This window comes from Enterobacter sp. 03-F-07-AD-ECC (assembly GCF_047530935.1).
Lineage (GTDB): Bacteria > Pseudomonadota > Gammaproteobacteria > Enterobacterales > Enterobacteriaceae > Enterobacter > Enterobacter cloacae.
Map to the genome: position 1 here is coordinate 313,478 of NZ_JBLKBZ010000001.1, position 18,541 is coordinate 332,018.

General features: G+C 55.2%; 19 protein-coding genes. 11 read left to right on the forward strand and 8 right to left on the reverse strand.

The annotated features are described in order from the left end of the window. Nucleotides 1-38: 38 nt before the first annotated feature. The 4 genes from ACMWKA_RS01520 to ACMWKA_RS01535 all read left to right on the forward strand — a co-directional run bounded on the left by ACMWKA_RS01520 (nt 39) and on the right by ACMWKA_RS01535 (nt 3,958). The gene (locus tag ACMWKA_RS01520) at nt 39-512 is read left to right on the forward strand and encodes a YbjO family protein (RefSeq protein WP_020689898.1); all 474 of its coding nucleotides are present in this window, start codon (nt 39-41) and stop codon (nt 510-512) included. Nucleotides 513-552: 40 nt separating this feature from the next. Beyond that, nucleotides 553-1,692 (forward strand): 23S rRNA (uracil(747)-C(5))-methyltransferase RlmC, encoded by a 1,140-nt coding sequence (rlmC, locus tag ACMWKA_RS01525; RefSeq protein ID WP_095427273.1) that lies wholly within the window; start codon nt 553-555, stop codon nt 1,690-1,692. A 105-nt stretch (nt 1,693-1,797) separates the two neighbouring features. Further along, nucleotides 1,798-2,505 (forward strand): response regulator transcription factor, encoded by a 708-nt coding sequence (locus ACMWKA_RS01530; protein ID WP_029883196.1) that lies wholly within the window; start codon nt 1,798-1,800, stop codon nt 2,503-2,505. After that, nucleotides 2,489-3,958 (forward strand): ATP-binding protein, encoded by a 1,470-nt coding sequence (locus ACMWKA_RS01535; RefSeq protein WP_038419005.1) that lies wholly within the window; start codon nt 2,489-2,491, stop codon nt 3,956-3,958. Before ACMWKA_RS01530 ends, ACMWKA_RS01535 begins: the two co-directional genes overlap by 17 nt. Nucleotides 3,959-4,044: 86 nt before the next feature. Here the strand turns inward: ACMWKA_RS01535 and artJ are convergent, their stop codons facing one another. From artJ to ACMWKA_RS01565, 6 genes are all read right to left on the reverse strand, one after another. Continuing rightward, the gene (gene artJ, locus ACMWKA_RS01540) at nt 4,045-4,776 is read right to left on the reverse strand and encodes an arginine ABC transporter substrate-binding protein ArtJ (RefSeq protein WP_013097364.1); all 732 of its coding nucleotides are present in this window, start codon (nt 4,774-4,776) and stop codon (nt 4,045-4,047) included. A 155-nt stretch (nt 4,777-4,931) separates the two neighbouring features. Then, nucleotides 4,932-5,600 carry an arginine ABC transporter permease ArtM gene (gene artM, locus ACMWKA_RS01545; RefSeq protein WP_414759931.1) on the reverse strand — a complete coding sequence of 223 codons (669 nt, stop codon included), beginning with the start codon at nt 5,598-5,600 and terminating at the stop codon, nt 4,932-4,934. After that, the gene (gene artQ, locus ACMWKA_RS01550) at nt 5,600-6,316 is read right to left on the reverse strand and encodes an arginine ABC transporter permease ArtQ (RefSeq protein WP_013097362.1); all 717 of its coding nucleotides are present in this window, start codon (nt 6,314-6,316) and stop codon (nt 5,600-5,602) included. The genes artM and artQ overlap by 1 nt, the downstream gene beginning before the upstream one ends. Before the next feature lie 6 nt (nt 6,317-6,322). Then, nucleotides 6,323-7,054, reverse strand: coding sequence for an arginine ABC transporter substrate-binding protein ArtI (gene artI, locus ACMWKA_RS01555; protein WP_414759932.1), 732 nt, complete (start codon nt 7,052-7,054; stop codon nt 6,323-6,325). Nucleotides 7,055-7,074: 20 nt separating this feature from the next. Beyond that, nucleotides 7,075-7,803, reverse strand: coding sequence for an arginine ABC transporter ATP-binding protein ArtP (artP, locus tag ACMWKA_RS01560; RefSeq protein ID WP_045901386.1), 729 nt, complete (start codon nt 7,801-7,803; stop codon nt 7,075-7,077). A 226-nt stretch (nt 7,804-8,029) separates the two neighbouring features. Continuing rightward, on the reverse strand, nt 8,030-8,548 hold the full coding sequence (locus ACMWKA_RS01565; protein WP_013097359.1) for a lipoprotein: 519 nt from the start codon (nt 8,546-8,548) through the stop codon (nt 8,030-8,032). 107 nt (nt 8,549-8,655) lie between these two features. On the opposite strand from ACMWKA_RS01565, the gene ACMWKA_RS01570 reads away from it, so the two are divergent. The 3 genes from ACMWKA_RS01570 (at nt 8,656) to ACMWKA_RS01580 (ending at nt 10,693) form a co-directional block, all read left to right on the forward strand. Then, nucleotides 8,656-8,979 carry a heavy metal-binding domain-containing protein gene (locus tag ACMWKA_RS01570; protein ID WP_006174327.1) on the forward strand — a complete coding sequence of 108 codons (324 nt, stop codon included), beginning with the start codon at nt 8,656-8,658 and terminating at the stop codon, nt 8,977-8,979. Next, on the forward strand, nt 8,976-9,806 hold the full coding sequence (locus tag ACMWKA_RS01575) for an N-acetylmuramoyl-L-alanine amidase (RefSeq protein WP_414759933.1): 831 nt from the start codon (nt 8,976-8,978) through the stop codon (nt 9,804-9,806). The genes ACMWKA_RS01570 and ACMWKA_RS01575 overlap by 4 nt, the downstream gene beginning before the upstream one ends. Nucleotides 9,807-10,069: 263 nt before the next feature. Then, complete coding sequence (locus ACMWKA_RS01580; RefSeq protein ID WP_047351950.1) at nt 10,070-10,693, forward strand: helix-turn-helix domain-containing protein; 624 nt, start codon at nt 10,070-10,072, stop codon at nt 10,691-10,693. Here ACMWKA_RS01580 and ACMWKA_RS01585 read toward each other — a convergent pair. Next, nucleotides 10,690-11,316 (reverse strand): hypothetical protein, encoded by a 627-nt coding sequence (locus ACMWKA_RS01585; RefSeq protein WP_038984443.1) that lies wholly within the window; start codon nt 11,314-11,316, stop codon nt 10,690-10,692. The two genes, ACMWKA_RS01580 and ACMWKA_RS01585, sit on opposite strands and share 4 nt — an antisense overlap. Beyond that, nucleotides 11,316-12,869, reverse strand: coding sequence for a peptidoglycan-binding protein (locus ACMWKA_RS01590; protein WP_414759934.1), 1,554 nt, complete (start codon nt 12,867-12,869; stop codon nt 11,316-11,318). The genes ACMWKA_RS01585 and ACMWKA_RS01590 overlap by 1 nt, the downstream gene beginning before the upstream one ends. Before the next feature lie 299 nt (nt 12,870-13,168). On the opposite strand from ACMWKA_RS01590, the gene gspC reads away from it, so the two are divergent. The 4 genes from gspC to gspF are packed head-to-tail and all read left to right on the forward strand — an operon-like array spanning nt 13,169 to nt 18,541. Then, nucleotides 13,169-13,900: a type II secretion system protein GspC gene (gene gspC, locus ACMWKA_RS01595; RefSeq protein WP_045295711.1), complete on the forward strand. Its 732-nt coding sequence runs from the start codon at nt 13,169-13,171 to the stop codon at nt 13,898-13,900. 12 nt (nt 13,901-13,912) lie between these two features. Next, nucleotides 13,913-15,841: a type II secretion system secretin GspD gene (gspD, locus tag ACMWKA_RS01600; protein WP_038419009.1), complete on the forward strand. Its 1,929-nt coding sequence runs from the start codon at nt 13,913-13,915 to the stop codon at nt 15,839-15,841. A gap of 13 nt (nt 15,842-15,854) precedes the next feature. After that, the gene (gene gspE, locus ACMWKA_RS01605; protein WP_414759935.1) at nt 15,855-17,333 is read left to right on the forward strand and encodes a type II secretion system ATPase GspE; all 1,479 of its coding nucleotides are present in this window, start codon (nt 15,855-15,857) and stop codon (nt 17,331-17,333) included. Next, a complete protein-coding gene (gene gspF, locus ACMWKA_RS01610; RefSeq protein WP_020689910.1) occupies nt 17,333-18,541 on the forward strand; it encodes a type II secretion system inner membrane protein GspF in 1,209 nt (402 codons plus the stop codon). Before gspE ends, gspF begins: the two co-directional genes overlap by 1 nt.

Here is an 18,541-nt window from a genome sequence, read left to right on the forward strand (position 1 = left end):
GCGCATGACGCGGCACTGTTTTTCAGGGAAGTAAAACATTGGGATTATTAAAAAAATCACGTCTTACGCACGCTCGTCCAAACGTACCTGCGCTGGTGCAGGTGGCGGCGCTCGCTATTATTATGATCCGCTGTCTTGATGTACTGATGATCCTCAACACCCTGGGGGCGCGCGGCATCGGTGAGTTCATTCACCGCAGCGTGCAAACCTGGAACCTCACGCTGGTATTCCTCAGCAGCCTTGTGCTGGTGTTTATCGAAATCTACTGCGCGTTTTCGCTGGTTAAAGGGCGCAACTGGGCGCGCTGGGTCTATCTGCTGACGCAGGTGACCGCCGCCAGCTATCTGTGGGCCGCCTCGCTGGGCTATGGCTATCCGGAGCTGTTCAGCATTGCCGGTGGATCCAAACGTGAGATCTTCCATGCGCTGGTCATGCAGAAATTACCCGATATGCTGGTGCTCCTGCTGCTCTTTGCTCCAGCTTCAAGCCGGCGGTTCTTCCGCCTGCAATAATGTGTATAATCGCAGCCCTCGTTATTCTTAAGGTTTTCCTATGCAGTGCGCACTCTATGACGCCGGACGCTGCCGCTCCTGTCAGTGGATAGAACAGCCGGTCTCTCAACAACTCACCGCCAAAATGGCCGACCTGCAACAGCTGCTGGCTGAACATGCGGTGGGCGAGTGGTGCGCCCCCGTCAGCGGCCCGGAGCAGGGTTTTCGTAATAAAGCCAAAATGGTGGTCAGCGGCAGCGTAGAAAAACCGCTGCTGGGCATGCTGCATCGCGACGGTACGCCGGAAGATCTCACCGGCTGCCCGCTTTATCCTGCCTCGTTTGAGCCGGTCTTCGCGGCGCTCAAACCATTTATTGCCCGTGCGGGGTTAACACCTTATAACGTTGCCCGTAAGCGCGGCGAGCTGAAATATCTCCTCCTGACCGAGAGCCAGATGGACGGCGGTATGATGCTGCGTTTCGTGCTGCGCTCGCAAGCCAAGCTGGAACAACTGCGCGCGGCGCTGCCGTGGCTGCAGGAGCAACTTCCGCAGCTGAAGGTCATTACCGCCAATATTCAGCCGGTTCATATGGCGATTATGGAGGGGGAGACAGAGATCTTCTTCTCCGGGCAGCATGCGCTGGCGGAAACGTTCAACAACGTGCCGCTGTGGATCCGTCCGCAAAGTTTCTTCCAGACCAACCCGACGGTGGCGAGTGCGTTATATGCCACCGCCCGCGACTGGGTAAGGGCGTTAAACATCCATCATATGTGGGATCTGTTCTGCGGTGTCGGGGGCTTTGGTCTGCATTGCGCCACGCCTGAGATGCAGCTGACCGGGATTGAGATCGCCGCCGAAGCGATTGCCTGTGCGAAACAGTCTGCCGCTGAGCTCGGATTAACCAATCTGCACTTCCAGGCGCTGGACTCCACGCAGTTCGCGACCGGCCAGGGCAACGTACCGGAGCTGGTGCTGGTCAACCCGCCGCGCCGGGGCATTGGCAAGGCGCTGTGCGACTATCTGAGCCAGATGGCGCCGGATTACATTATCTACTCCAGTTGCAACGCCCGTACCATGGCGACAGATATCGCTCACCTGCCGGGCTACCGCGTTGAACGCGTTCAGCTTTTCGATATGTTCCCGCATACCGCGCATTATGAAGTGTTGACGTTGTTAACCCGCATCCCGGGTAAGGCGTAGCCGCCACCCGGCATGACATCCGCAAAATCTTCAACAAAATGTGAACTCTTCAACCCTGCGAAATCAGGTAAGCTTACGTCATAAGAGATGAAATAAGGCTTACCCATGAAGCAGATCCTGCTGGTGGAAGATGACCACGATATCGCGGCACTTCTGCGACTCAATTTAGAAGATGAAGGCTACATCATCACCCACGAGCCCGACGGCGGCAACGCGTTACAGTGCCTTGAAAAACAGCCGTGGGACGCGGTGATCCTCGATCTCATGCTCCCCAACGTCGACGGCCTGGAGATTTGCCGTCGTATTCGCCAGATGACCCGCTACCTGCCGGTGATCATTATCAGCGCCCGCAGCAGCGAAACCGATCGGATCACCGGCCTGGAAACCGGCGCGGATGATTATCTGGCAAAACCGTTCTCGGTGCAGGAGCTGATTGCGCGCATTAAGGCGCTGTTCCGCCGCCAGCAGGCGATGGGGCAGGCGCAGAGTGCCGGGAATATTCAGGCGCATGGCCTGACGATCGACCCGCTGGCCCGCAGCGTGCTGCTTCACGGCCAGATAGTGGATCTCACCCCGCGCGAGTTTGAACTGCTGTACTTCTTTGCCCGCCATCCTGGCGAGGTCTTCTCGCGTCTGGCGCTGCTGGAGCAGGTGTGGGGCTATCAGCACGAAGGTTACGAGCATACCGTTAACACCCATATCAACCGCCTGCGCATCAAGATTGAAAAAGACGCTGCCGAGCCGGAGATCATTCGCACCGTGTGGGGAAAAGGCTATAAATTTGCGGAGCCGCACCATGATGCGCCGCTTTAGCCTGAGCCAGCGCCTGACGCTGCTGTTCATTTTATTGATGATGCTCTGTGCCGCCGTCGCCTGCGCCGTCCAGCTCTACAGCAGCATGCAGTATGGTAACGCCATGGTTCAGCGTCTCTCTGGCGGCCTGGCGCAACAGATCGTGCAGCGCGAACCCATTCTGAACGCCCAGGGCAGGGTCGACCGTACCGCGCTGAAACCGCTCTTTGACAGGCTGATGACCTTCAACCCGAGCGTGGAACTGTACGTCGTCTCCCCGGATGGCGATATTCTGGCCGATGCCGCCCCGCCTGGCCATATTCAGCGACAAAGCATCAATCTCGCGCCGGTACAGGAGTTCCTCAGCGGTGCGGCCATGCCGGTTTTTGGCGACGATCCGCGTAGCCAGAACAAGAAAGTGTTCAGCGCGACGCCGTTACGTCAGGACGGCGAGCTTAAAGGCTATCTGTATATTATTTTACAGGGCGAGGAGTCGAACGCGCTGGCGGACATGGCCTGGCACAAGGCGCTGTGGAGTACGGTGCTCTGGTCAATGCTGTGGGTGGCGCTGTTTGGCCTGCTGGCGGGCTTACTGATCTGGTACTGGGTCACGCGTCCGGTTAAACGATTGACGCGTGAAGTGGCCGGGCTGGAGCATGACAGCATGAGCGCGATACGCGCGCTGGCGGTCCAACAGCCGGATGCGACAGCAAAAGATGAAGTGGCGCTCCTGCGTAACAGTTTTATCGAGCTGGCACGCAAAATCACTCAGCAGTGGGATCAGCTGGCCGACAGCGACCGCCAGCGCCGGGAGTTTATCGCCAATATTTCCCACGACTTACGCACGCCGCTGACCTCGCTGCTGGGCTATCTGGAAACGCTGTCGCTGAAATCCGCCACCCTGACGCCGCAGGAGCATCAGCAATACCTCGCCACGGCGTTGCGTCAGGGGCAAAAGGTGCGTCACCTGTCACAGCAGTTGTTTGAGCTTGCGCGTCTTGAGCACGGCGGCATCAAGCCCCAGCGCGAGCGTTTTGCGATGGGAGAGCTTATTTCCGACGTGGCGCAAAAGTTTGAGCTCACGGCGCGCACGCGCGAGCTTCAGCTCCAGATAGACGTTCCCGGGCCGCTGCCGCTGGTGTATGCCGATGTCTCAATGATAGAGCGCGTGGTGACCAATCTGCTGGATAACGCCATCCGCCATACCCCCACCGGCGGCAAGATCCGTCTCGCCGTATGGCAGGAGAATGAAAAGCTACAGGTTGAGGTGGCCGATTCAGGAACCGGTGTGGATGCCGCGCTGCGCGACGATCTGTTCCAGCGGCCTTCAGCGTTGAATCCGCAGGCAACGCGGGAGAATCGCGGTGGGTTAGGGCTGTTGATTGTCAAACGGATGCTGGAACTACACGGGGGAGGGATCAGGCTGATGGAGTCGGTGAGCGGGGCGCGATTCAGGTTCTTCGTGCCGTTGTGAGAGAGTGCCGGGTGGCGCTGCGCTTACCCGGCCTACAACTCCCCCCGTAGGCCGGGTAAGGCGAAGCCGTCACCCGGCAAAAAAAGTTACTGCGGGAACCACTGGTCGCTGATTTTCTGATACGTACCGTCAGCTTTAATCGCCTTCAGCGCGCCGTTCAGTTTTGCCAGCAACGCTTTGTTATCCGGACGCACCGCAATGCCCAGACCCGTACCGAAGTACTGCGGATCGGTCACTTTTTCGGTTGCCGTACCGAGCTGCGGGTTGGTTTTCAGCCATTCGTTTACGACCGCGGTGTCACCAAATACGCCATCGATACGGCCATTTTTCAGGTCGATAATCGCGTTCTGATAGCTGTCATACGCCACGGTTTTCACTTCAGGATGTTTGTCCTGGAGGTATTTCTGGTGCGTGGTGCCGTTTTCCATCCCGATGCGTTTGCCTTTCAGCTCATCAAAGGATTTATAAGCCCCTTTCTTCGCGATGACCACCGCCGAGTTGGCGTAGTACGGGTCGGTGAAGGCCACCTGCTTGCTACGCTCTGGCGTGATGTCCATACCGGAGATCACCGCGTCGTATTTTTTAAATTTCAGGGACGGGATCAGGCTGTCAAAAGCATGGTTGGTAAAGGTGCAGTCGGCCTGCATCTGTTTGCACAGCGCTTTTGCCAGATCGATATCAAAACCCACGATCTGGTTGCTGGCATCCAGCGATTCAAATGGTGGATACGTGGCAGAAACGCCGAAATTAATTTTATCGGCAGCCGTTGCGCCTGCGGCAAACGTTGCCAGTAATGCGGCCAGAACTAACTTTTTCATTGTAATACTCCCGTCTGTAGGTCTTATGAAAGCACAATGCCATTTATTGAATTTATATTCAATATAAATGATTAAATATTTATTGCGGAATAAAAAAAAGCGGATAACCCATCAGGTTACCCGCTTTATCAATACCGTTTTATGCATTTGCGTGATTAATTTCTGCGCTCAAATGCCAGCGCTTTACGCTCGATCAGGCGCATCATCAGCGTCAACAGTCCGTTAATCACCAGATACACCACGCCTGCCGCGCCAAACACCATCACATCGTAGGTGCGTCCATAGAGCAGTTGCCCGTGGCCCATCACTTCCATCAGGGTGATGGTGTAGGCCAGCGAGGTACTCTTGAACACCAGCACCACTTCGTTGGAGTAAGAGGAGAGGGCACGCTTAAAGGCGTACGGCAGCAAAATGGCCAGCGTATCTTTTTTGCTCATGCCGAGCGCGCCGCAGGACTGCCATTGTCCTTCCGGAATGGCGCGGATCGCTCCGTAGAACAGCTGAGTGGTGTAGGCAGCGCTGTTCAGTGAAAGGGCGATCAGGGCACACAGCCACGGCTCAGAGAGCAGATGCCAGATAACCGGATACTCCTGTAGCGACGGGAACTGGCCCGGGCCGTAGTAAATCAGGAAGATCTGCACCAGCAGCGGCGTACCGGTAAAGAGGGTGATATAGCCGCGCACAATCCACACCAGCACCGGCGTTTTCAGCGTCAGGATGATGGTAAAGATCAGCGCCAGGATCAGCGCCACGATGATGGACGCCACGGTCAACGTCAGGCTGGTGTGCAGCCCTTTCATCAGCTCGGGTAAATAGTCCAGCATCAGCCTGGTCTCCGTTCAAAGCGCGTCGCACGCAGGTCAATACGCTTAAGGATGTACTGACTCAGCAACGTGATCACCAGGTAGATAGCCGCCGCCACAATGTACCAGGTAAACGGCTCCTGGGTGCGGGTAGCGATGCTTTTGGTCTGCAACATTAAATCGTTAACGCTTATCAGGCTCACCAGCGCCGTATCTTTCAGCAGCACCAGCCACTGGTTCCCTAAACCTGGCAGGGCATGACGCCACATCTGCGGCATCACCAGACGGAAGAAGATCGCCGCTTTCGACATTCCCAGCGCCTGGCCAGATTCCCATTGTCCTTGCGGTACCGCTTTCAGCGCACCGCGCAGGGTTTGCGACGCGTACGCAGAATAGAGCAGGGAAAGGGCAATGACGCCACAGAGGAACGGGCTGACGTCGAAGTTTTCAATCTGCATCTGCACCGGGATCTGCACGACGCCAAGATTGAGGGTAAAGCCGTCCGACAGCGTGAGCAGCAGCTGTGAGGAACCGAAATAGATAAACAGGACCACCAGAATCTCCGGTAGCCCACGCAGCACGGTGACCAGCGCGGAGCCAGTCCAGGCGACAGGGAACCACTTTGCAGATTCCCATACCGCAAAGAACATCGCCAGCACCAGGCCGATAATCAGTGCGCAAACGGCAAGGCCGACGGTCATCCCGGCGGCGCTTGCTAAAGGAAGAATTTCATTCATCAGGAATTACTTCTGGAACCATTTTTTATAGATGGTTTCGTAGGTGCCGTCTTTCTTCACTTTTTCCAGCGCAGCGTTGAATTTCTGCTGCAGCTCAGTGTTGCCCTGACGAACGGCAATCCCCAGACCTGTGCCGAAGTAGTCCTTGTCGGTCACTTTGTCGCCCACTGGCGCGAGTTTATCGTTGGCTTTCAGCCATTCGGTTACTACCGCGGTGTCACCAAACACGCCATCGATACGGCCGTTCTGCAGATCCAGCTTCGCGTTCTGGTAGCTGTCGTAAGGCACGGTGGTGATTTCCGGATGTTTATCCATGATGAATTTCTGGTGCGTGGTGCCGTTCTGTACGCCCACTTTTTTGCCTTTCAGCTGGTCAACAGAGGTAAATTTCCCTTTCTGACCAATAAACAGGGCGGAGTTGTCATAGTACGGCGTGGTGAACAGCACATGCTTTTCACGCTCTGGGGTGATGTCCATACCGGCCATCACGGCGTCGATACGGCGGAACTTCAGGCTTGGGATCAGGCTGTCAAACGCCTGGTTGCTGAAGGTACAGGTCGCGTCGATCTCTTTACACAGCGCGTTAGCCAGATCGACATCGAAGCCCACAATCTTGTTGTTGGCGTCGATAGATTCAAACGGAGGATAGGACGCTTCGGTGGCGAAACGGATGGTCTGGGCTGCGGTAGCGGAAAGGCTGACGCTAGCGAGCAGCGCGGCAATCAATACTTTTTTCATTATCATTTTCCCTGGCACTCTCAGTGAGATAAGTAGTTTTTGAAGGCATCGGTTTGCGGGTTGATAAAGCAACTCGCATCACCTTGCTCAACGATATACCCGTTTTCCATGTAGACCACACGGCTGGCGGTTTTACGCGCCACTTCCACTTCATGGGTGACGATGACCTGAGTAATGTTGGTTTCCGCCAGTTCACGAATGATGCTCACGATCTGGGCGGTGATTTCCGGGTCCAGCGCGGCGGTCGGCTCATCAAACAGCAGTACCGCTGGCTCCATCATCAGCGCACGGGCAATCGCCACACGCTGTTGCTGACCCCCGGAGAGGTGCAGCGGATAACGATCGCTGTAGGGCTTAAGGCGCAGACGCTCCAGCAGCTTTTCAGCACGCGCCATGGCCTGATCCTTGCTCAAACCGAGAACGCGACAGGGCGCTTCAATCAGGTTTTGCAGGACGGTCAGGTGCGGCCAGAGGTTGTATTGCTGGAAGACCATGCCAACGTTTTGACGCAGTTCACGAATCGCTTTATCGGACGGCGTTTTCGCAAAATCAAAGTGGTTACCGGCGATAGCCAGCGTTCCTGAACGGGGCATTTCAAGCAGATTAAGGACACGCAAAAGAGAACTTTTACCCGCGCCACTTGGACCAAGCAAAACCAGCGTTTCGCCTTCCGGGCACTCCAGCGTGATGTCGAACAGCGCCTGGTGTGCGCCGTAGAAGCAGTTAATGCCGTTTAGTTTAATACTCATCGGGGCAGTCTTTACTCATCCAGGCAATCTATAGCAATTGAGGCCGCAGATAGTACCGTTGACAGAATAGTTATGCAATATTTCTGCGTTAAAAGTTAAATATAACCCGTAATACCCCTTAAACATAGCACAAAATAGCGAAGCCCAAGGTCGGCGAGTATAAATGTCGGCATTCCGCATGAAATGCCGCACATTTTTCGGGGTTTACAATTCTGAAACAGTGGGTTTAGCGATTCTCAATCGACTGGCGCAGCGTGCCTGCCGGGGCATGAACGCTCCCGCCGATATAGCGTACGTCATCCACCGCCCAGCACTGGCCTTCGCGGATCATCAGCACTTCATCCTGCCAGGTTTGGGTGCCCTGGGTCAGCTTCACGCGCAGGGGGATGTTACGCGCATCGGTGTTCGGGATGGTCGAGGCGCTGGCCACTTCGGCGCTGTCCGGCAACGTCGTGCGACTGGAGAATGGATCGGATTTCAGCAGCGCGTTGTGCTGCGGATCGCGCGTGGCATCGTTCAGCAGTTTTGCCAGCCCATCGCTCAGATACGGACGCAGGCCGGTGAGATCGTTGCTGCGGTGTTGAATGCGATAATCATAGAACTGTTGCGCCACGGTATCCGGGCCGCCCTCTATACAGGGGCCGCTGCGGGTACCGATATCCTTAAAGGCTGGCGTGACCGTGGTGGTACACGCGCTGAGCACCAGCGCGCAGGGCACCAAAAGCGTTAAAGCAGAGTAGCGCATGTTGATTTCCTTATTTATTAACTATCCTTTCAATCATAGCGTAACGAACCGATAATGCTGGTGAAGTTATGGGCTAAGGCATTGAACGCTAAAGAAGGAGAGAAACCATGCAGTTTTCAACAACGCCAACCCTGGAAGGGCAGCCGATTACCGAGTATTGCGGTGTGGTCACGGGCGAAGCCATTCTGGGGGCCAACATTTTTCGCGATTTCTTTGCCGGTATCCGCGATATCGTCGGCGGTCGCTCTGGCGCTTATGAAAAAGAGCTGCGTAAAGCCCGGGAAATCGCCTTTAAGGAGCTGGGCGAACAGGCCAAAGCACTGGGGGCGGATGCGGTTGTGGGGATTGATATCGACTACGAAACCGTCGGTAAAGATGCCAGCATGCTGATGGTGAGCGTAAGCGGTACGGCGGTGAAAACCCGTCGATGAAACGCGCGTTTTCAACACTCCTGCTGGCGCTGTTGCTGGCAGGGTGCGCCACGGAAAAAGGCATTGTGGATAAAGGCGCCTATGAACTGGATACCCGCCACCAGGCGCAGGCGGCCTATCCGCGCATCAAGGTGCTGGTTATCCACTATACGGCGGATGACTTTGACAGTTCGCTGGCCACGCTGACGGACAAGAACGTCAGCTCCCACTATTTGATCCCGGCAAAGCCGCCCGCACCGGACGGTAAACCGCGCATCTGGCAGCTGGTTCCCGAGAACGAACTGGCCTGGCATGCGGGTATCAGCTTCTGGCGCGGCACCAACCGTATTAATGATACGTCGGTTGGCATTGAGCTTGAGAATCGCGGCTGGCAAAAAACGGCCGAGGTAAAACACTTTTCGCCATTCGAACCCGCGCAAATTGCGGCCCTGGTGCCGCTCGCAAAAGACATTATCGCCCGCTATCACATTAAACCCGAGAACGTGGTGGCCCATGCGGATATCGCGCCTCAGCGCAAGGACGATCCCGGCCCGCTGTTCCCGTGGCGCGAGCTTGCAGAGCAGGGGATTGGCGCCTGGCCCGACGCGTCCCGGGTGGTGTTCTATATGAACGGGCGGCCACGGTATCAGGCCGTGGAGACCGCAGCGTTACTCGATTTGCTCGCGCGTTACGGTTACGAGGTTCCCGACAACAGCACCCCCGCTCAGCAGAAGCGCATCATTATGGTCTTCCAGATGCACTTCAGGCCGCAGCTGTGGAACGGCGTGGCAGATGTGGAAACGCTGGCCATTGCCGAAGCACTTTTAGAGAAATACGGGCAGGGGTAATCCTTCGGGATTAACCCGAATGCCTCGTTTTTGTGAGCATGATCATAAGATTAATCTTAAGTACATTCTCAATTCATTTTAAGTAAATTGATTTAAAATCGCCCTCATCTAAGATTGATTCATCGATTCACAGCATGAATCAAATTAAAGAAACAGTCCTCTTTTGGTTTTTTTAATTTCAAAAAGAATACCAACACATTTTACGGCAACGTAACACCTTGTCGGATAATTTTCTTATTTAAACATCTTAATTGGGTATAATAATGTTAAGCATTTTTGGTAAAAAAACACGTCCCCATCATGAAATGGAAGCCATTATTTCTGCAACGGCCGGGTATGAAGAAAAAACGTTAAGAAAATGGCAAAAAATATCAACCTGTAACTCCGATAATATTCACATTATCGTCAGCGGAGAAGTCGAGTTCCGCCGCAGTTCTGATGACTTATGTATGTTTACGCTACAGGGACAATGTATCTTTGGTCTCTCCGCTATTTTCTACAACTCTACGCATATGCAGGGCGTGGTACGCAGTAATACCGTGGTTCGTACCATACATAAAGATCAATTCCAGCAGTTAATGACCCAACACGGGCTGTGGCCTGAACTGACTAAAGTGCTGGCATGGTATATCTGTTTGCTCAGTAAACGTGATGATGTTTTGGTTGCCCGCAGCGCATATTCCGTCGTCCGTGAATTCCTGATTGAAATTAACGAACTGATTGTTGATCATCAGCGAGATATTAATATTTATGATTATATTCAGGAATACACCAACCTGGCACGCAGTACCATTATTAAAATTCTCTCAGACCTGAAAAAAGGTCAATATATTGTGGTCGAAAAAGGGCGACTGATTAGCCTGACCTCCCTGCCGGAAAAATATTAATCCCCTCCCGCGTCTCCTTTTATTATCGAAGGAGACGCATTTTGCGTTTCGTCAACTGGTGGTGCGGGCATTTTTCCCTTCGCCATATCATCCTGCTGCTGTTTTAGCGCCTGCATAAATAACGTTTTTAATGAATTGTCTTCATCCGGCTGCGTTGCCTGCGCGTGTTTCATCGCCTGTTCGTGCGCTTCGGTGCCGGGTAAGGTATCGCGCGAGGTATCATGCGTGACGGGGCTGTCCGGCAATGCGCCATCAGGTGCCTGCTGCCAGTCATTTTCGTCGCTATTAATGGGCATATTGTCCATCGGCGGTAAATCTTCCTGCACTTTTACCGACTGTGGCTTTGGCTGCGGGTGCGGGAACGGTTTGGTGACATACACGTAATGCATATCAGAAAGGGTGGTGTCTGGCTTCGCGACGCTCACCTTTTTTATCACCGGTGCCGGGTGGCGCAGGTTCCAGTACACGTGCGCATAGAGGCCTGCGACGATCAGCGCGCACAGCCCCAGACACCAGAGCGTCACCACGCTGATAATTTTACTGAATGACGGCAAACGCCATGAGAACCAGACCGGTTCCCCGGTGGTATAGCTGCGCTGGGCAGCGAGGCAGATGGTAGACATTATGCGTGCTTCTCTTGCGTAGTCGGGTTAGCCTGGGTTGTCTGGATCAACACGCTCGGCGTGGTATGGGTTTCGCGCATCAGCTGCATCAGAGTGTCTTCACCCGGAATACCGTCGACGCGGAGGTGCATTTTTTCCTGGAATTCGCGGGTGCGCTTCATCAGTTCCGCCGTCCAGTTTTTATCGTGCGTTTCGTTTTCGCCCAGCGCCACGCTCAGCTGCTGATCCAGCCACTCAAGATCTTTACTGTCGCTGGCGGCGGTGATTTCGTCTTTGCCTGACGGGGTCAGGCGGTGCAGAAGGGTGTAATTGCCCGTTGCGTGCTGGTTATACCACGTGCGGCTCACCTGCCAGGTGCGGTTGTTCATCAGCAGATCGAGGGAATTTTTCCCGGCACGCGCCACGACGGCGTAATTAATGTGATCGCCTGTTTTAATCTCGCTCACCCACGGGTAACCGTCATTAGCCAGCGTGTCCAGGGAGGCATTACCCTGTTTACACATCAGGTTCACTTTTGCGGCATTCTGGCACAGGGCATCGTCGGCAGAGGCGTCATAGCCCCACATGGCATAAAGCTGGTGCATGGCATCGGGCTGATTCACCACCTCCTGTTCGATAACCGGCAGTACCGGCGCGTCTGGCGTTTTTACCTGCTGTTTCCAGCTGGCCGGTACCGGCAGCGCCACCGGCAGTTTTGCCGTAATGGACGAGGTCATCATCCAGCCGCAGGCGGCGAACAGGACGGACGCGAACAACCCGATGGAGGCCAGCGTTTTACCACGCTTAGGCGCTGGCAGGGCTTCACCGGTGGCGAGACGCAAATGACGCGGTCCAACGTTTGGCGCCCGTTCGGTCCAGGCGGCCAGCATGGAAAGATGAGCCAGTTCGTTCAGCTTGCTGATGTTGCCTTTGGTCAGGGCGTGGATTTTTTTCACGCGAGCGGGCGTCAGCGGAGAGACATCCGCGCCGTGCTCGTGGCACTGGGCGTCAACGTAGCTCAGGAACTCGCGGCAGGTCAGGTTGCGCAGGGTGTGGCAGGTCAGCACATATTCCTGCAGGGCAGAGGCTTTCAGCATCACTTCCTGGTCGGCCGTGCCCATCAGCACAATCGACAGGCGAACATCCAGCTCCTGCGCACGGGTAAGCAGTATGCCCAGCACGTCATAGCCGCTGGCCTTCATCGCCTGCGCCTGGGAAATGACCAGCACCTTATGGGTCGACTTCGCATCGCGCCACAGGCGAATAATAGCGTCAACCGCCTGGAGCTTGTTCTTCTCTTTCGCTACCGGGTTGAGTTTGAAGAGCAGGCTACTGGCGCTCAGCTTCGGAAAGGCATTAATGCAGAGCACCGATTTGCTGTTGGCTTTGAGGGCATCGCTGAACTGCCCCAGCAGTTCGCTGTCGTGGTAAAAGAGCCCGGTGATCCCTGCCTGCTGGCTTTTCTCTTTCAGAAGATTAAACACATCCTGATGATAAGGCACCAGAAAATCGCCCGACTTGCGGGTGATATTTCTGAACGGCGGGGTACTGAATTTAAAATGGCTCTGATACATAACGACTTACCGTCTCTTCTCTTTAATAGCAATGGGCGAAAAGTACGGTAAGCCCCTGTCATGGTCAATTTAACACCAGAGTAAAAATAACCTGTCAGGCCGCATCTAACACTCCCTTTTTTTCCGGTCAATCATTTTCTTCATTAAAGTTAATAGCGAAGCCGGTGGTTTGCACTGGTCACGCTTATTACTATTTGCTCACTAAGTTATGCAGCATACCGCTGCGAATTCCTGCTTTGCTAAAAGGCCCGATAATAATGAGGAACGCATTCCTTTCCAGGCTAATGACGCCCTGCATAATGCTAGTCATGCTAATTTTTTGCAGCCAGCAGGGTTATGTCGTTTTTAAAGATTATAAAAAGGTTACGAATAAGTTAGCGAATGCTGATAAAGCGCCGCTAAAACCGCGTAACAGTGACAAAACGTTTGGTCTTTTTACGGCTGCGGTCCGTCAGGCCGACGTTCCGGCGGCAGTAAAAGCGCCGCTGTCTGCAGAAATTGAAGGCATCATCCGCAGCGATGAGTCGTGGCTGTCGTTCGCCGTGATTAAGACCCCCGCCGGGCAGAAGAGCTACCGGGAAGGGGAACCGCTGGTGGGGTTCGACGATGCGTATGTTGATGAAATTAATAAAGATAATGTGGTTGTTCAGTATGAAGGCACGAAGCAAACGCTCGCCCTCAAACAGCCGCCTTATTTTAAGGGCGATGCAGGCAACAGCCCGGTGACGAAATCGAAAAAAGATGCCGGCGCGGACAGTCTGCATCTCGATGATTATCTGGTCTTAAAGCCGTTAATCGATAAAGGCCAACTGGAAGGCTTTAACATTAATCCACGCAATGCTTCGCCTTTTTACAGTGAAACAGGACTGAAACAGGGTGATGTGGTGGTGAAAGTAAATGACGTCGATATGACGAAAGAAGCGCAGGCGAAAAATATTATCGCCAACTGGTCGAAAATGAAAGAAGCGGAGGTCGTCGTCAGACGGCACGCTCACCTTGAAAATATTCGGGTTAATGTTCTAAACAATTAACAAGTGTAAATCATGAAGAAATTTCCATGGGCGTGCGTGGCGCTGACCGCATTGTCGTTATATTCCGGTTCGCTGTTTGCAGCCAACTTTAGCGCCAGTTTTAAAAATACCGATATTCGCGAATTTATCGATACGGTAAGTCGCAATCTGAATAAAACGATTCTCGTCGATCCGTCCGTTCAGGGCACGGTGTCGGTGAGAACCTATAACGTGCTGTCGGAAGATGAATATTATCAGTTCTTCCTGAGCGTGCTGGATCTCTACGGTCTGTCGGTGATCCCAATGGATAACGGCATGATTAAAGTGGTGCGTTCCAGCGTGGCGCGTACCGCCGGGGTGCCGGTGGCCGACAGCAAAAACCCGGGCAAAGGGGATGAGATCATTACCCGCGTAGTGCGCATGGAGAACGTGCCGGTACGCGAGCTGGCCCCGCTGCTGCGCCAGCTGAACGATGCCTCGGGGATCGGCAACGTGGTCCATTTTGAACCCTCTAACGTGCTGCTGTTAACCGGGAAAGCCTCGGTGGTGAACCGCCTGGTGGATCTGGTTGAGCGCGTGGACCGTTCCGGTATGCAGCGTCGCGAAATCGTACCGTTGCGCTATGCCTCGGCGAAAGAGCTCTCCGATATGTTGAACAACCTCAACAATGAAGAGCAGAAAGGGCAAAACGCCCCGCAACTGGCGACCAAAGTGGTGGCCGATGACGAAACCAACAGCCTGGTGATCAGCGGCACCGAAGATGCCCGCGCGCGCACCCGCTCGCTGATTGGCCAGCTCGACCGCGAACAGAACAACGAGGGCAATACCCGCGTCTTCTACCTGAAATACGCCAACGCCTCGAAAGTGGTGCCGGTGCTGACCGGTATTGGTGAGCAGTTGAAAGACAAAGCCGGTACCGCGAAAAGCAAAACCGCCACAACCAATAGCGAGCTTAATATCACCGCCGATGAGTCCACCAACTCGCTGGTGATCACCGCTCAGCCAAACGTCATGAACTCGCTGGAGAAGGTGATCGACAAGCTGGATATTCGTCGTCCGCAGGTGCTGGTGGAAGCCATCATTGCGGAAGTGCAGGACGGTAACGGCATGGATCTCGGCGTGCAGTGGACCGGCAAACACGGCGGCGTGCAGTTCGGTTCAACCGGTCTGCCCATTAGCCAGGTCAAAAACGGCACGATCAAAGGGGCCTCCTTTACTGGCCTGGCGACCGGTTTCTTCAACGGTGACTATGGCGCACTGCTGACCGCGCTCTCCACCAGCGGCAAGAACGATATTCTCTCCACGCCAAGCGTGGTGACGCTGGATAACAAAGAAGCGTCGTTCAACGTGGGTCAGGATGTGCCGGTGCTGTCGGGTTCTCAGACCACCAGCGGCGACAACGTCTTTAACTCGGTTGAGCGTAAAACCGTCGGTACCAAGCTGAAGATTGTTCCGCAGATCAACGACGGGGACATGATCCACCTGAAGATCGAGCAGGAGGTCTCCAGCGTTGACGCCAGCGCCACCGAAGACGCCAGCCTCGGCCCAACCTTCAACACCCGTACCATCAACAACGAAGTGATGGTCCACAGTGGCCAGACGGTGGTGCTGGGCGGTCTGATGGAAAATGTCAGCAAACAGAACGTGTCGAAAGTGCCGCTGCTCGGCGATCTACCGCTGGTGGGACAGCTGTTCCGCTATACGTCGGAGGATACGTCGAAGCGCAACCTGATGGTGTTTATCCATACCACGGTCCTGCGTGATGACGACAACTACAGCGCGGCGACGAAGGAGAAATACGACCAGATCCGCGCCCGTCAACAGCAGCGTCTGGAGGAGAAAAAGCTCGGCATCGTTGAGAACACCGATAACGCCGTCCTGCCTGCCTATCCAAAGCAGGATCACTCCATGCCGGTCGGCGTGAGCGCACCTGCTACCACGCGCAACCCCTTCAAAGAGTAAGGGGAGGTGACGCGTGGATGAACTGACGAAACAGCTTTGCACCAGCGGCTTTGCGAAGGAGAACGGCATCCTTTTCTGGAACGACACGGTCTATATCCGTGATGACGTCCCCGCGTTTGCGCTACTGGAGATGCGCCGGGTACTGGGGCGCGCCTTTGTACCCCAGACACTGAGCGCGGAGGCGTTTGATGAGATGCTGGCCAAAATCTGGCAGCAGAACAGCGGCGTTTCGCAGCAGCTGGTGGACGATATGGATGCGGATATCGATCTGATGGCGTTAACCGAGGAGATCCCGGACAACGAAGATCTACTGGATAACGACGAAAACTCACCGGTGATCCGCCTGATCAATGCCATTCTCGGCGAAGCGGTAAAAGACGGCGCATCGGATATCCATATCGAAACCTTTGAGCGCACGCTGAGCATCCGTTTTCGCGTTGACGGCGTGCTGCGCCCGGTGCTCCAGCCCGCACGTAAACTGGCCCCGCTGCTGGTCTCGCGTATTAAGGTCATGTCGAAACTCGACATCGCCGAAAAACGACTGCCGCAGGATGGCCGTATCTCCCTGCGCATTGGCCGCAAGGCGATTGACGTGCGTGTCTCGACCATTCCGTCGCAGTACGGCGAGCGCGTGGTCATGCGTCTGCTCGACAAGAGCAACCTGAAACCGGATATCAACAAGCTCGGACTCATTGATGAAGAGCTGGAAAAACTGAAAGGGCTGATTAACCGCCCGCACGGCATCATCCTGGTCACCGGGCCGACAGGCTCCGGTAAAAGTACCACCCTGTATGCCATTCTGTCGGCCCTGAACGGACATGAACGCAACATTCTGACCGTCGAAGATCCGATTGAGTACGAGCTGGAAGGGGTGGGGCAGACGCAGGTCAACCCGCGCGTGGACATGACCTTTGCCCGCGGCCTGCGCGCCATTTTGCGTCAGGATCCGGACGTGGTGATGATCGGGGAAATTCGTGACGGTGAAACCGCGCAAATCGCGGTGCAGGCGTCGCTCACCGGTCACCTGGTCATGTCTACGCTGCACACCAACAGTGCGGCGGGGGCGATTACCCGTCTGCGGGATATGGGGCTGGAGTCCTTTTTAATCGGTTCGTCGCTACTCGGCGTCATTGCCCAGCGTCTGGTGCGTCGGCTGTGTCCGCACTGCCGTACCACCAGTCCGCTGGATGACAATGAAAAAGCGCTGTTTAGCTTTATGGATAAGCCACCAAAGGCCATCTATCGCGCCGTTGGTTGCGACCAGTGCCGCCACAGCGGGTATCAGGGACGCGCGGGCATTCACGAGTTTCTGGTGGTCGACAGCGCCATGCGCCGCGCCATTCATGAAGATAAAGATGAGATGTCCATTGAGACCGAGCTGTTCAAACAGGCCTACAGCCTGCGTGAAAACGGGCTGATGAAGGTCATCAGCGGTATCACGTCCCTTGAAGAGGTGATGCGCGTGACCGCCGAGCGTGGAGGCGATGAATAATGGCTTTCTACGCGTGGACCGCGACCGATGCCGCCGGGAAAACCCAGCGCGGCACGCTGCAGGCGGAAGGACCTAAGCAGGTGCGCCAGTCGCTGCGTGAGCAGAAGCTGATGCCGCTCACCATCACCGAAACCCGTGAAAATGCGGCCAGCGCTAAAGCCAAAACCGGCGCCAGACTCTCTGTGCCGGTGCTGTCGATGTTCACCCGTCAGCTGTCAACGCTGGTTAACGCGTCGCTGCCGCTGGAAAGCGCCCTGAAGGCCATTTCAAAGCAGACGGAAGACAAAAAGCTGGCGGCTATGGTGACGGAGATCCGCGAGAAAGTGGTGGAAGGCCATACGCTGTTTGATGCCTTCAGCCAGTTCCCGCGCACCTTTGACAAGCTGTACTGCACGCTGGTGATGGCCGGGGAAAAAACCGGCCACCTCGGCGATGTGCTGGAGAAGCTGGCGGAGTACAACGAGCAGCGCCAGAAGATGAAAAGCAAGCTGACGCAGGCGATGGTCTACCCGATCACCCTGACGGTGGTTGCCGTGGCGGTGATCAGCATCCTGCTGGTGGCGGTGGTGCCGCAGGTCATCGAGCAGTTCGTGCACATGAAACAGCAGCTGCCGATCACCACCCGCACGCTGATTGCGGTGAGCGATTTTCTGCAGGCGTACGGGATCTACATTGCCGGGGGGCTGTTCGGCGCAATCGTGGGCTTTAAGACGTGGGTGAAGAAAACCACGAACCGCTTTCGCTGGCACAGCTGGCTGGTGAATGGCTCGCCGATCAAAAAGCTGGTTTGCGCCATCAACAGCGCCCGCTATATCCGTACGCTCAGCATTCTGCAGGCCAGTAGCGTCCCGCTGCTGGAGGGGATGTATATCGCGATGGACGGGATCGAAAACCTCTATGCCCGGCAGGTGCTGGAGCAGGCGGCGGATACCGTACGTCAGGGCGCTTCTCTGTATAACGCGCTGGACCAGGCGAAACTCTTTCCGCCGACCATGCTGTATATGATTGCCTCCGGCGAAGAGAGCGGGGAATTAGGTTCATTGATGGATCGCGCCGCGGAAAACCAGGAATCGGCATTACAGCATCGAATTACGTTAACGCTGTCGGTATTTGAACCGGCACTGGTGGTGACAATGGCGACAGTGGTTTTATTTATCGTGCTGTCAATATTACAACCGCTTCTTCAGCTCAATAATATGGTGGGTTAA

What these genes read in the sequence shown, in the direction of transcription:
- rlmC (WP_095427273.1), top strand. Translation starts at nt 553, where the DNA reads ATGCAGTGCGCACTCTATGACGCCGGACGCTGCCGCTCCTGTCAGTGG.
- ACMWKA_RS01530 (WP_029883196.1), top strand. Translation starts at nt 1,798, where the DNA reads ATGAAGCAGATCCTGCTGGTGGAAGATGACCACGATATCGCGGCACTT.
- ACMWKA_RS01535 (WP_038419005.1), top strand. Translation starts at nt 2,489, where the DNA reads ATGATGCGCCGCTTTAGCCTGAGCCAGCGCCTGACGCTGCTGTTCATT.
- artJ (WP_013097364.1), bottom strand. Translation starts at nt 4,776, where the DNA reads ATGAAAAAGTTAGTTCTGGCCGCATTACTGGCAACGTTTGCCGCAGGC.
- artM (WP_414759931.1), bottom strand. Translation starts at nt 5,600, where the DNA reads ATGCTGGACTATTTACCCGAGCTGATGAAAGGGCTGCACACCAGCCTG.
- artQ (WP_013097362.1), bottom strand. Translation starts at nt 6,316, where the DNA reads ATGAATGAAATTCTTCCTTTAGCAAGCGCCGCCGGGATGACCGTCGGC.
- artI (WP_414759932.1), bottom strand. Translation starts at nt 7,054, where the DNA reads ATGAAAAAAGTATTGATTGCCGCGCTGCTCGCTAGCGTCAGCCTTTCC.
- artP (WP_045901386.1), bottom strand. Translation starts at nt 7,803, where the DNA reads ATGAGTATTAAACTAAACGGCATTAACTGCTTCTACGGCGCACACCAG.
- ACMWKA_RS01565 (WP_013097359.1), bottom strand. Translation starts at nt 8,548, where the DNA reads ATGCGCTACTCTGCTTTAACGCTTTTGGTGCCCTGCGCGCTGGTGCTC.
- ACMWKA_RS01570 (WP_006174327.1), top strand. Translation starts at nt 8,656, where the DNA reads ATGCAGTTTTCAACAACGCCAACCCTGGAAGGGCAGCCGATTACCGAG.
- ACMWKA_RS01575 (WP_414759933.1), top strand. Translation starts at nt 8,976, where the DNA reads ATGAAACGCGCGTTTTCAACACTCCTGCTGGCGCTGTTGCTGGCAGGG.
- ACMWKA_RS01580 (WP_047351950.1), top strand. Translation starts at nt 10,070, where the DNA reads ATGTTAAGCATTTTTGGTAAAAAAACACGTCCCCATCATGAAATGGAA.
- ACMWKA_RS01585 (WP_038984443.1), bottom strand. Translation starts at nt 11,316, where the DNA reads ATGTCTACCATCTGCCTCGCTGCCCAGCGCAGCTATACCACCGGGGAA.
- ACMWKA_RS01590 (WP_414759934.1), bottom strand. Translation starts at nt 12,869, where the DNA reads ATGTATCAGAGCCATTTTAAATTCAGTACCCCGCCGTTCAGAAATATC.
- gspC (WP_045295711.1), top strand. Translation starts at nt 13,169, where the DNA reads ATGCTAGTCATGCTAATTTTTTGCAGCCAGCAGGGTTATGTCGTTTTT.
- gspD (WP_038419009.1), top strand. Translation starts at nt 13,913, where the DNA reads ATGAAGAAATTTCCATGGGCGTGCGTGGCGCTGACCGCATTGTCGTTA.
- gspF (WP_020689910.1), top strand. Translation starts at nt 17,333, where the DNA reads ATGGCTTTCTACGCGTGGACCGCGACCGATGCCGCCGGGAAAACCCAG.